At 73.3% G+C, this 12625-nt stretch carries 7 protein-coding genes; 1 reads left to right on the top strand and 6 read right to left on the bottom strand.

Features of this window, described 5'->3' with window-relative positions; translation table 11 throughout:
- Positions 1 to 177: 177 nt before the first annotated feature.
- Together M1O15_RS19415 and rfbB are read right to left on the bottom strand one after the other, a co-directional pair.
- Positions 178 to 1809 (bottom strand): MFS transporter, encoded by a 1632-nt coding sequence (locus tag M1O15_RS19415; RefSeq protein WP_248635217.1) that lies wholly within the window; start codon positions 1807 to 1809, stop codon positions 178 to 180.
- 31 nt (positions 1810 to 1840) lie between these two features.
- Entirely contained in the window at positions 1841 to 2836 is a 996-nt protein-coding gene (rfbB, locus tag M1O15_RS19410; protein ID WP_248635216.1) for a dTDP-glucose 4,6-dehydratase, read from the bottom strand.
- A gap of 228 nt (positions 2837 to 3064) precedes the next feature.
- On the opposite strand from rfbB, the gene M1O15_RS19405 reads away from it, so the two are divergent.
- Positions 3065 to 4000 (top strand): response regulator transcription factor, encoded by a 936-nt coding sequence (locus M1O15_RS19405; RefSeq protein ID WP_248635215.1) that lies wholly within the window; start codon positions 3065 to 3067, stop codon positions 3998 to 4000.
- Here the strand turns inward: M1O15_RS19405 and M1O15_RS19400 are convergent.
- The 4 genes from M1O15_RS19400 to M1O15_RS19385 form a co-directional block, all read right to left on the bottom strand.
- A complete protein-coding gene (locus tag M1O15_RS19400; protein WP_248635214.1) occupies positions 3954 to 4544 on the bottom strand; it encodes a pyridoxamine 5'-phosphate oxidase family protein in 591 nt (196 codons plus the stop codon). The genes M1O15_RS19405 and M1O15_RS19400 overlap by 47 nt on opposite strands.
- Entirely contained in the window at positions 4544 to 5989 is a 1446-nt protein-coding gene (locus M1O15_RS19395; protein WP_248635213.1) for an FAD-dependent oxidoreductase, read from the bottom strand. The genes M1O15_RS19400 and M1O15_RS19395 overlap by 1 nt, the downstream gene beginning before the upstream one ends.
- Before the next feature lie 92 nt (positions 5990 to 6081).
- Positions 6082 to 10701 (bottom strand): non-ribosomal peptide synthetase, encoded by a 4620-nt coding sequence (locus tag M1O15_RS19390; protein WP_248635212.1) that lies wholly within the window; start codon positions 10699 to 10701, stop codon positions 6082 to 6084.
- Positions 10694 to 12589: a non-ribosomal peptide synthetase gene (locus M1O15_RS19385; protein ID WP_248635211.1), complete on the bottom strand. Its 1896-nt coding sequence runs from the start codon at positions 12587 to 12589 to the stop codon at positions 10694 to 10696. Before M1O15_RS19385 ends, M1O15_RS19390 begins: the two co-directional genes overlap by 8 nt.
- Positions 12590 to 12625: the final 36 nt, after the last annotated feature.

The raw sequence follows: 12625 nt of genomic DNA, 5'->3' as shown, positions 1-12625 counted from the left end.
GGCGATCTTGTCGGGGTGGCCCTCGGTCACGGACTCCGAGGTGAACAGGCGGCGGGGCATGGTCTCCAGGTCTCCTTTCGGGGGCGGTGCGGGGTTGGGGGGTGTGGGGGCGGCCGCCCCCGGGGGCCGGTGAGGGGCGGGGGCGGCCGCGAGCGGGTCGGTACGGGGACGGCGCGGTCAGCCGGTCCGGGTGGCGGCGTCGGTACGGTCGGGGGCTGCTGGCTCGCGCTCGTCGTTGCCGTCGTTGCCGTCGTTGGGGCGGACGTGCCGCAGCATGGTGCCGACCAGCACCGCGGAGACGGCGACCAGCAGGGCGGCGACCAGGGCGATGACGGTCAGTCCGCTGGTGAAGGCCTCCCGGGCGGTGTCCGCCAGGCGGCCGGCCAGCGCCCCGGGCAGCTCCTGGGCCGCGGACAGCGCCTTGGCCAGGGTGTCCTGGGCCGGTTCGGCGGCCGAGGCGGGCAGGTCGGCGGGGGCGTTCTCCTCGACCCGGGCCCGGTAGACGGCGGTGCCGATGCTGCCCAGCACGGCCAGGCCCAGCGCGCCGCCGAACTCGTTGCTGGTCTCGGAGACGGCGGAGGCGGCGCCCGCCCGCTCCGGGGGAGCGGAGCCGACCACCATGTCGGTGCCCAGGTTGAGCGCGGGGGCGATGCCCGTGGACATCACGGCCAGGCCCGTCACCAGCAGTGCGAAGTCCCGCCCGGCCAGGGCGACCAGCAGTGCTCCGAGCGCGGCGAGGGCCAGCACGGCGGCCATCACATAGGCCGGGCGCACCCAGCGCAGCGCGGCGATGGCCGCGGTCGCGCCGGCCACGCCGCCGAGGCTGCCGGGCAGGCTCCACAGGCCCGCCTCCAGCGGCGAGAGCCCGTGCACCAGTTGGAGCGACTGCACGATGAAGAGATTGATGCCGAACATCACGAACGACAGGGTGGCCAGGGCCCCGAGGGAGACCCGGAAGCGCGCCTCGTGGAACAGCTCCAGGTCGATGAACGGGTCCTCCAGGGTGCGCTGGCGGCGCAGGAAGACCACGCCCGCGGCGACGCCGACCAGCAGGGCCAGCACCGGGAGCACGCCCAGGCCGTCCCGGGTCAGCTGCTTGATCCCGTACACCACCGGCAGCACCGCGGCCAGCGAGAGCACCGAGCTGGCCAGGTCCAGCTTCCCGGCCGAGGGGGACTTGTACTCGGGCAGTAGCACCGGTCCGAGGACCAGCAGCAGCGCCATCACCGGCACCCCGATGAGGAAGACCGAGCCCCACCAGTAGTGCTCCAGGACCACCCCGCCGACCAGCGGGCCGATCGAGGCGCCCACGGTGAAGCACATCATCCACGCCGAGATGGCGATGGTCCGCTGCCGTTCGTCCAGGAACATCACCCGCAGCAGCGACAGGGTGGACGGCATCAGGGTCGCCCCGGCCAGGCCCAGCAGGGCGCGGGCGGTGATCAGGGTCTCGGGGCTGCTGGAGTAGGCGGCCAGCACGGACGCGGCGGCGAAGGCGCCGGCACCGGCCAGCAGCAGCTTCCGCCGGCCGATCCGGTCACCCAGGTTGCCCATGGTGATCAGGAAGCCGGCCACCAGGAAGCCGTAGATGTCGGTGATCCACAGCAGTTCGTTGCCGGTGGGGCCGAGGTCCGCGCTGAGATGGGGGACGGCCAGATGCAGCACCGTCATGTCCATCACGATCAGCATGGCGGGTAAGGCCAGGACGGCGAGTCCCAGCCACTCCCTGGCTCCGGCGCGCGGTCCACCGGACTCGGTGGCGTTGCCGGGGCCGGTGGCGTCCGGCTCGGGGGTGGATGCGGATGTCATCAGCGCTCCGTGGGTTGGGGTACGACCCGGGTCAGGCGGCCGGGGTCCGGGAGAGCGGCGTCGGGGCCGGCTCACGGGGCCACCAGTCCTCGTGTACCCGGTACCAGTCGACGGTCTCGGCCAGAGCGGTACGGAAGTCGCGGACCGGCTCCCAGCCCAACTCCCGCCGGATGCGGGTGGTGTCGACCGAGTAGCGCAGGTCGTGGCCCAGGCGGTCGGTGACCTCCTCCACCGCGTCCCAGCCCCGGCCGCACTGCTCCAGCAGCAGCCCGACCAGCTCGCGGTTGGTCAGCTCGACCCCGCTGCCGATGTTGTACGCGCGTCCCGGGCGGCCGGACAGCCGCACCCGTTCCAGCGCGGCCACATGGTCGTCCACATGAATCCACTCCCGGGTGTTCTCCCCCGTCCCGTAAAGCGGAACTGTTTCCCCGTTCAACAAACGGGTGGTGAATAGCGGGATGATTTTCTCCGGGAATTGGCAGGGTCCGTAATTGTTGCAGCAGCGGGTGATGCTGACGTCCAGTCCATGGGTGGTGTGGTAACTGAGCGCCAGCAGGTCGCTGGAGGCCTTCGACGCCGAGTAGGGCGAGCTGGGCCGCAGCGGGAAGGACTCGGACCAGGAGCCCTGGGCGATGGAGCCGTAGACCTCGTCGGTCGATACATGGACGAAGCGCTCCACCCCGTGGCGTACGGCGGCCTCCAGCAGCACCTGGGTGCCCAGCACGTTGGTGCGGACGAACTCCGCTCCGCCGGCGATCGACCGGTCCACATGGGTCTCCGCCGCGAAGTGCACGATCTCGTCCGCCTCGGCGACCGCGCGGTCCACCGCGTGCGGGTCGCAGATGTCGGCCTCGGCGAAGCGGAATCCCGGATGATCGCGTACCGAGGCGAGGTTGGCCGGGTTGGCCGCGTAGGTGAGGCGGTCGAGCACGGTGACGACCGCCTCGCTGTCGGCCGCCAGCACCGTCCTGACGTAGTGCGATCCGATGAAGCCGGCGCCTCCGGTGACAAGGATGCGGGTGGGCACGGCACACTCCTTTTCTCCATGGGTCTGCGTGGGCGAACTGCCCCGGGCGGTAAGCGGAATGCGATCTCCGTGCCGTGACCGGAAACGGTGCCGCTTACATGTGTATTCGGCAGGGATGATCCGTAATTCAGCGGCGCATGGCGCCGTCGAATCGGGGAAGGCGGTTGCGCAGCACGATTCGGCCACTATCCGCATGGCAGCAGGACTTCACGGACAGGGAGACTTGTTGTGTCTGTCGAGGACGGGAATATCCGCAGACTCACCGCAGAAACCGAGCCCACGCTGGTCACTCCGGTGCAGCGGGGTGGCTTCGGCCACTCCAGACCACGCATCCTGGTGGCCTCCGACTGCCCCTCGACCGAGGCACTGAAACAGGACATGCGCCGCCATGGCTTCGACGCCTGGAGCGCCCCGCGCGGCAGGGACGTCCTGGAGTCCTACCAGGAGTACGACCTGCTGCTTCTGGACACCAACCTGCCCGACCTGGACGGGGTCTCCCTCTGCCAGGCGATACGGCGGGAGAGCGATCTGCCGATCATCGGCTTCACCGCCGCCGACGCCGAGGTCGACCGGGTGCTGCTGCTGGAGGCCGGCTGCGACGACTGCGTGGAGATCCCCTACCGGGCCCGCGAACTGGTCGCCCGGATCAAGGCGGTGATGCGGCGCACCGGGACGGCCCGCCGCGCCGAGCCGGCCGGGCAGGAGGACGACGCCGCCCTGGAGTTCGGCCCGCTGGTCATCGACACCCCGCGGCGGGAGGCGCGTCTGGGCGGACGCGCCATCTCCCTCACCCGCAAGGAGTTCGACCTGCTGCACAAGCTGGCGCAGGAGCCCGAACGGATATTCCAGCGCCAGGAGTTGATGTCCGACGTCTGGGACTACCCGGCCAGCCACCGGATCAGCGCCCAGGCCAGCCGGACCATCGACACCCATGTGAGCAGCCTGCGCGGCAAGCTCGGCAACAGCGAGTGGATCATCACCATCCGCGGGGTCGGCTTCCGGTTCGGCGTCCCGGTGCCGGAGGACGACACCGCCGTCTCCGACACCGGGACCACCGGCCCGACCCGCCCGGCGGGGGCCGGCGGCGACCCGCTGGCCTTACGGCGGCCCCGGCTGGTCAGGGTGCGAAACGCCAACGAGTCTGGGCCATCGGGTTCTTACTGAAGGCGAACACCCTCTCCGGCGCCACCGAGAAGGCCCAGGCCCGGCCGACCGAGCCGCTGAGCGTGCCGTCCTCGACCACGTAGTCCCAGGGCGGCCCGTACTTGTGCCGGAACACCTCGGCGGCCGCGTCGAGCCGGTCCTTCTCCACCACCCGTACCGCGCGCCCCTCCAGGACCACGTCCGTACCGTCGAAGATCCGGTTGGTCCCGGTCAGCAGCGCGCACCGGGGGTTGTCCACCAGGTTGAGCACCTTGCGCTCGCTCGGCAGCGAGACGAACCAGAGCGCCCCCTCGTGCCAGGCCCCCGCCACCGGCGTCACATGCGGTCCCGCTGATCCCGGTGCGGATTCCGCGGTGTCCGGGCGGATGCTGGCGATCCAGTACAGCTCGGCCTCCGCCAGCAGCCGCCGGGTCTCCTCCCAGGGGGCCGCCCGGGCGGCCGGATCGCTGTAGCGGGGGTCGAGTTCCCCCTCGGGGGCGGGGGCCACGGCCCCGAAGGCATGGTCGTCCGGAAGAAGGCCGGGGGCCTGGGCCGGGTCGGTCATCACAGCTCCCCTCGTCGGGACGGTGCGCCGGAGCGGCCGGAGGACATCGCCGGCTCCTGGTGGACCGGCATCCCCAGCCGGCGGGCGAACTCCGGGTAGGAGGCGATGATCTCGTCCCCCTGCGTCCTCGGGTCGAACCGCTCGCACAGCAGGTCCAGCACCCGCCGGTCCCGCTTGGCGCGCCGGACGATCTCGTCATAGGGGGTACGGGTGAAGGCGACCAGCTGGTACTGCTGGGTGAAGTCGCGCGGATAGCGCTGGTGCAGCCGGCGCTCCAGCCCCTTGCGCAGATGGAACAGCTCGTCGTCGATATGGGCGCTCAGCTCCTCCAGGTTGGCCATGGACAGGTCCGCGATGGCCTGCCCCGGCCCCACCCGCAGCCGGCTGAAGTCCGCCACCGCGTCCTGGATCGCCGCGTGCCGGTCGCCCTGGAAGCCCAGATGCCGGTCGAGCAGCCCGCACAGCACCTCGGCGTCCTCGAAGGAGCAGTTGATGCCCTGCCCGTAGAACGGGACGATGGTGTGCGCGGCGTCGCCGACCAGCACCGCCCGGCCGTAGTGGTACGGCGCGCAGCGCACCACCTTCAGCAGCGCGGGGCGGGCGTCCCAGCCCTCCTCGGTGGCCCGGGGCAGGGCAGTCGCGACGTCCGGGTACTCCCGGCTGAAGTGCGGGCGCACGGCGCCCCGGCAGGCGAAGGACCGGAACCGCAGCTCGCCGCCCCGGTCGTCCACCGGCATGAAGAGGGTGGTGGTGGCGGAGCCGTCCCGGTTCGGCTGGGCCTGGAGGAAGTGGTCGCCGCGCGGCCACAGATGCATCCCGTCCGGGCTGAGCCGCCGGGAGGTCTCCTTCCGCATGGTCAACTCCACGTGCCCGTGCGGGATGTACTCCTGGTGGATCCGCATCCGCGCTCCGGACTTGGACAGTTCGTGGCGCAGGGCGCTGTTGGCGCCGTCGCAGCCGATCAGGATGTCCCCGCTCGCCCGGCACACCCCGCCGTCGGCGGTGACGAACACCGCCTCGGCGCGGTGCGCGTCGGCCGCCACACAGGCGTGGCCGAAGTGCACGGTCGCCCCGGCCTCCAGCGCCTTCTCCAGCAGGATCTCCTGGAGCGAGGCGCGCGGCACCGACAGCAGATGGTGGTCGCCGTTGACTCCGTACGGCTGCCGGGTGAGCGAGCCGTCCCGGTGGTGCACCACCCGGCTGCGCAGGATCTGCCCCACCTCGTAGATCCGGCGGCGCAGCGCGGGGTCGAGCGCGCTGGTGCCCCGGTGGGTGAGGGTCAGGTTGAAGGAGCGGCCGGTGCCGACGGTGGCCGCCCCCTCGGCGGACTGCTTCTCGTGGATCTCGACCTCGAAGTTCCGGCGGCGCAGCTCGATGGCGAGAAGGCAGCCCACCGGGCCCGCTCCCACGATGACCGCCCTGACGCGGTGCCTGGCTTCTGACACGATGAGTCCTTCCTCGGATTGCCTGACGGGTCCTGACGGTCCTGATCGGTCGTGATCGGCGCTGGTCTTTCTGGCGTTCCTGACGGGTTTCCTCACGTGGTGCGGGGCGCCGCGGCGAGCTGTCCGGTCTCCTCGAAGTAGCGGACCATCGAGGTGATCCAGGACGGGTCGGCGGGCGGCAGTTCGAGCCCCAGCTCCTTCAGCAGCCGTACGGTGGACTCGTTGCCGTAGCGGTGGTCGCCCAGCTCCATGACGCCCTCCCGGAACAGCGGCACCAGGCTCGCCAGCGAGCGGTCACCGTCACCGCTCTCGGTCGAGCCGGTGGAGCCCGGGCCGGCCTCCAGGGCGGCGAGCCACTCCTCGGCGGACACCGGCCGGGGCCGGGCGCCCAGGGAGGCCAGCGCCTCGAAGACCGTCTCCCAGTCCATGCCGACCGGGTGGAAGACATGGGTGGTGCCGTTCGCCGCCGCCTCGGCGCGGGACAGCAGCACCACCGCGTCGGCCACCAGGTCCGCCGGCAGCAGGTCCACCGGCGGGCCCGGCCGCTCCGGGGCGATCCCCAGCTTCAGGAAGCTCTTCACCTGGAGCCAGAAGAAGTCGTCGGTGCGGATCGCCCCCGTGCCGGTGGCCGGGCCGATCCGCCCGATCCGGTGCACGGTGACCGGCAGTCCGCGCTCCCGGGCCGCCAGCGCCAGCCGCTCCGCGACCCACTTGCTCTGCGCGTAGCCGATGCCCAGCCGCTCGGGGGTCTCCGGCACCGTCTCCTCGTCGATGTCGGAGGGGCCCTCGGGCGAGAAGACCGCGAGCGTGGACATCAGGTGGAGCGGCTTGACCACGGTGTCGGCGCAGAACTCCGCGACCCGGACGAAGCCGTCCACATTGGTCGGCTTCACCGAGGCGTACGGGGCGGCGAAGTTGATGTGCGCCGCCGCGTGGTACACCGCCTCGACCGAGCCGGCCAGCTCCCGGTACGCGTCCGGGGCCAGCCCGAATCGCTCCTCGGCCAGGTCCCCGGCCACCACCCGTACCCGGCTGAGGTCGAGACCGTCGTCGGCCCGGTAGCGGCGGGCGTTATCCCGCAGCCGCTCCATGCCCTCCTCGGCGGAGGAGGCCCGCACCAGGCAGTGCACGGTGCGGCCGTCCGCCAGCAGCGAGCGGAGCAGATAGACGCCGAGGAAGCCGGTGACCCCGGTGAGCAGCACCGAGGTGGCGGTGGCCGGGTCGGCGTGCCGCTCGGCCCGGGACGGGTCCACGGTGTCCGGCAGCCGGGTGTCGGCCCACAGGTCGGGGCCGGTGTCGGCCACGGTCTCGCCGCTGAGCGCCGCCTCCACCCGGGCCGCCATACCGGCGACCGTGGGGGTGGCCAGCAGGGCGCTGAGCGGCAGCTCGGTCCCGTACGCCTCCTGGAGCCGCTGGCGCAGCCGCACCGCCAGCAGCGAGTGGCCGCCCAGGGCGAAGAAGTCGTCGTCCGGGCCGACCGCCGAGCCGTCCAGCAGCTCGGTCCAGACCGCCGCCACCCGCTGCTCGGTCTCGGTCAACTCCCGCGCCTCGGAGGTGTCCTGCACGGGCGCGGGCAGCTCGGTGGCCCGGGCGGCCAGTGCCCCCCGGTCCACCTTGCCGGTCGGCCCGAGCGGCAGCCGCTCCACGGCCGCGAACCGGGACGGAATGAGATAGCCGGGCAGCGACCGTCCGAGCGCCCGCCTCAACTCCGGCTCGTCAACAGGATCTTCGGTACGGAGGAAGGCGACCAGGCGGCGGTCGCCGGGGCCGTATTCGGCCGCCACCACCGCGGAGGCGCTGACCCCCGGCAGGGTGTTCAGGGCGGCCTCCACCTCGGCCGGCTCGATCCGGTAGCCCCGGATCTTGATCTGCTCGTCGGCCCGGCCGAGGTGGGTGAAGCCCTCGTCCGGGTCGCAGCGCACCAGGTCGCCGGTGCGGTAGTAGCGGTCCTCCGGTCCGTCGGTAAACGGATCGGGGCGGAAACGGGCCTCGGTCTGCTCGGGCAGATGGAGATAGCCCGGCGAGAGCACCGGGCCGCCCACATACAGCTCGCCCGGCACCCCGAACGGCACCGGCCGCCCGTCGCCGTCCAGAACATAGGCCCGCACCCCGCCCACGGTGTGCCCGATGGGCGGGCGCTCCGGCCAGGCGGCCGGGTCCGGCGGCAGCCGGTAGGCGGTGCAGAGATGGGCCTCCGAGGGGCCGTAGGCGTTGACCAGCGCGGCGCCGGTCAGCCGGCCGAAGAACTCGCGCAGCTGCGGGGTGACCACCAGCTGCTCACCGGTGGTGTACACCTCCTTCAGGTCCGGCAGCTCGATACCGCCGTGGACCGCCACCGAGGCCAGTTCCTGGAGGGCCGCGTACGGCAGGAAGACCCGCGCCACCCGGCGGTCGCGCAGCTGGTGGGCCAAGCGGTGCAGATCGGTCCGCATCTCCTCGTCGGTCAGCACCAGGGGCGCCCCGGCGCACAGCGCGCCGAAGATCTCCTCGAAGGAGACGTCGAAGGCGAGCGACATGTACTGGAGCATCGAGGCGCCCGCGTGCGGGCCGGACAACTCGGCCTGCTGGCACGCCACGTTGGTGAGGGTCAGATCGTTGATCACCACGCCCTTGGGGCGGCCGGTGGAGCCCGAGGTGTACACCACGTACATCTCGTCACCGGGGGAGCGGCGGTGCGGCAGATCGCCGTCCGCCTGCCCCGCCACCGCCTGCTCCTCGGCGGCCGGGTCGAAGCGCTCGATGCCGGACGGTACGTCGAGCTCCTGGTCGCCGGGGACCAGCAGCAGCCCGGGGCGGGCGTCGGCCAGCACCAGGGCGGTCCGCTCGGCCGGATAGGACGGGTCCAGCGGGACGACCGAGGCGCCCGTCTTCAGCACCGCCAGCAGCGCGGTGACCGCCTCCGGGCCGCGCTCCAGCCGCACCGCGACCCGGGTGCCCGGGCCCGCGCCCCGCGCGGCCAGCGCCCGGGCCAGCCGGTTGGCGCCCGCGTTCAGCTCCCCGTAGGACAGCACCGTGCCGTCCACGGTCTCGACGGCGGGGGCCTCCGGGGCCCGCGTGGCCCGCTCCTCGAACAGCGCGGTGACCGTGGTCCGGGCCGCCCGCTCATCGGGCGCCCCGTGCCACACCCCGGCCAGCTCGGCCAGCTCCTCCTCCGGCACCCAGGCCAGCTCGGCGACGGGCGCCTCCGGCCGGGCGGTGAGCTCCGCCAGCAGGGTGCGGAACCGGGCGGCGACCCGCTCCACCGTCCCCGGGCGGAAGACGGCCGGGTCGTACTCGAAGGTCAGCCCCAGCTCCCGCTCGCCCTCCTCGACGATCAGCGCCAGGTCGTACTTGGGCGCGCCGCTGATGTGGTGCCACGCCTCCGCGCCCTCGGGTCCGAGCAGCCGGCGCTCCTTGGGCATCAGCGTCACCATGGTCTGGAACAGCGGGGAGCGCCCCGCGTCCCGGCCCGCGCCCAGCGCCCGCACCACGTCCTCGAACGCGGTGTCCTTGTGGCGCATCGCGCCCAGCACCTCGTCCCGGGTGGCCGCCAGCAGCTCCCGGCCGGTGGCCTCGGAGCCGATCCGGTGCCGGAGCACCACGGTGTTCACCAGATGGCCGATCGCCGCCTGGTCGGCCGCGCGGTCGCGCAGCGACACCGGCAGGCCCACGGTCAGGTCCCGCCGCCCGGTCTGCCGGTGCAGCAGCAACGCGTACGCGGTGAGCAGCACCACCAGCGGGGTCACCCCTCCGGCGGCGGCCGCCTCCCGCAGCCGGTCGGCCTCCGGCCCGTCCAGCACCGTGCGTACGGTACGGGCGGTGCGGGCCGGACCGGTGGTGCGCGGCCGGTCGGGCGCGAGCTCCAACGGCGGCGGGGCGTCGGCCAGATGCTCGGTCCAGTAGGCCAGTGAGGCCCGCTCCCGCTCCTCGCTCCGGGGCCGGGCCGCCACCGCCTCGCGGAACTGGGTGGGCGCCGGGGACTTCGGCACCTCCCGCCCCTCCGCCAGCAGCCGGTAGGCGGCCAGCCACTCGGTCAGCAGCACCGACCAGGAGAAGCCGTCGAAGACCGCGTGGTGGACGTTGACCAGCAGCGCGGTGCCGGAGTCCGGACCGGAGCCGGTCTCCACGACGAGCACATCGAGCAGCGGGCCCGCCCGCAGATCGAAGCGGGTGGTGGCGAACTCGGCTGCCAGGTCAGTCAGTTCGTCCTCGTCGGCGGCCGTGGCGGTGGCGAAGCCGAAGCGCGGCTTCTCCGCGATGTGCTGGACCAGCCGTGCGCCGTCCGCCGCCTCCTCCATGGCGAAGGTGGTGCGCAGGCTCTCGTGCCGGGCCACCACTCCGGTGAGCGCCCGCCGCAGCGCCTCCGGGTCCACCGTCCCGGGCAGCCGCAGCAGCACCGGGGAGTTGTACGCGGTGGGGTCGCCGTACTCGCAGGCGTACCAGATCCCGGCCTGGCCCGCGGTGGCCTCGTCGCTCACGGGGTCCTGCGCGGGGGTGGCCGGTGCGGGCGTACGGCCGCCGGAGCGGCGCTCGCGCAGCAGTTCCGCCAGCTCCCTCGGCGTACCGCACCCGGCGATGTCCTCGGCGGCGACCGGCAGCCCCAGCAGGGCGGTCAGATCGGCGGCCAGGGCCTCGCCATGGGCGGCGGCCAGCGGGTCGTCGGGGCCCGCCCCGGGGTCGCCGGCGGTGGTCCGCCAGCGGTCCAGGACGACGGTCAGCAGGGGGTCAGTCATGAGCGGTCACCTCCGTGCCCTTCTCGCGTATCGCGTCGGTCTGCGCGCCCGTGGCCGTGCCGTTCTCCCGGAGGGAGCGGATGTGGTCGGCCAGGGCCTGGGCGGTGCCGTGCCGGAAGACGTCCTCGGCGCGCACATCCACGCCCATCACCTCCTGGAGGCTCGCGGCCAGCTGGATCAGCTGGAGCGAGTTGGCACCGGAGAGCACGAAGGAGTCGGCGGCGCCGAGCCGTTCCCGGCCGGTCGCCCCGGCCAGCAGGGTGGTGATGGTGGAGGCCACCGGGTCATCCGCCTCGGCGCGGGCCGCAGCCGCGGCCGGCTCCACCAGGGTGGCGCGCGGCTCCTCCAGCGCCATCCGGTCCAGCTTGCCGTTGTGGTTGAGCGGCAGCTCGGCGAGGTGGTGCACCCGGGCCGGCAGCATGTAGTCGGGCAGCACCCCGCGCAGCTCGGACAGCAGCTCCTCGGTGCCGGGCGGCCGACCGTCGGCGGTGGTGCAGAACAGCACCAGCTCTCGAAGCTGGTCCTGGGCGTTCACCGCGCGGACCACCGCACGCTCCACCAACCCGGTCTTCTCGGCGGCGAGTTCGACCTCGCGCAGCTCCACCCGGTAGCCCCGGATCTTCACCATCTGGTCGGCCCGCCCGGCGAGCACCACCTCGCCGTCGGCGGTCCGGCGGGCCATGTCCCCGGTGCGCAGCAGCCGCACCCCGTCCACCTCGGGGAACTTCTCGGCGGACAGCTCCGGCTGGTCCAGGTAGCCGAGGGCCACTCCGGCGCCGGCGATGCACAGCTCGCCGATCTCGCCCGGGGCGCTGGGGGCCAGGTCCTCGTCCAGGACGTGCAGCCCCACCCCGGGCAGCGGCCGGCCGACCGGGAAGACCTGGCGGCGGATATCGTCCCGGGTGAGCGGGTGGACGGCGGTGAGCGCCGAGTTCTCGGTGCAGCCATAGGCGTTGAAGACGGTGCCGCCGACCGCTTCCAGCGCCTTGGCCAGATGCGGCGGGGAGGGGAAGTCACCGCTGACGATCACCGTGCGGACCCCGGCCAGCGCCTCGGGATGGCCGTCCACCAGCAGGTTGAACAGCCCGCACGGCAGGTTGAGGAAGGTGACCCGGCGCTCGGTGATGATCCGGGCCAGCTCGGGAAGCGAGGGCAGCTGCGGGGGAGCGGCCACCACCCGCGCCCCGTGCAGCAGGCTCAGCCAGACCTCGGTGGTGGAGGCGGCGAAGGAGTACGGGGCGAGCTGGAGGAAGGCGTCGTCGGCGCGCACCTCGGCCTCGCCGTTGTGCTCGGCCACCCGGGAGATCGCCCGGTGCGGGATGCGCACCCCCTTGGGCTGCCCGGTGGAGCCCGAGGTGAACAGGACGTACGCGGGAGACTCCGGGTCCACCGGCTCCAGCGGGCCGTCGTCCAGATCGGCGCTGTCGGCGATCAGCTCGTGCACGTCCCGCTCCACGGTGAGCGAGCCCAGTCCGGCGGCCACGTCCCGCAGGGTCAGCGGCAGCCCGGCCGCGCGGACGATCTCCCGGCGGATGCCGACCGGGTGCGCCGGGTTGAGCGGCACCAGCACGGCGCCGGCCTTCAGCACGGCCAGCAGCACGGTGTACAGCTCCAGCGAGCGGGACAGCTGCACGCCCACCCGGTCGCCGGTGGCCACGCCCTCCTGGCGCAGCCGGCGGGCCAGCCGGTTGGCGGCGGCGTCCAGCTCGCGGTAGGTCAGCGAGGAGGCGCCGAACTCCACGGCGGTCCGGTCACCGGCCTGCGCGGCGGCGGCCTCGAAGGCGGCGGGGAGGGAGGGGAGGCCGGGCAGGGGCGGGGTGGGGGTGACGCGGGAGGCGGGAGTGGCGACGGTGTCCTCGGGAGCGTGGGTGGCTTCGGTGGTGTGCATGGTGACTCCAGCGGCTTCGGGGGCCGCGGCGCGGCG

Source organism: Streptomyces lichenis (genome assembly GCF_023218175.1).
GTDB classification, from domain to species: Bacteria; Actinomycetota; Actinomycetes; order Streptomycetales; family Streptomycetaceae; genus Streptomyces; species Streptomyces lichenis.
This window is presented reverse-complemented; position numbering and strand designations above follow the sequence as displayed.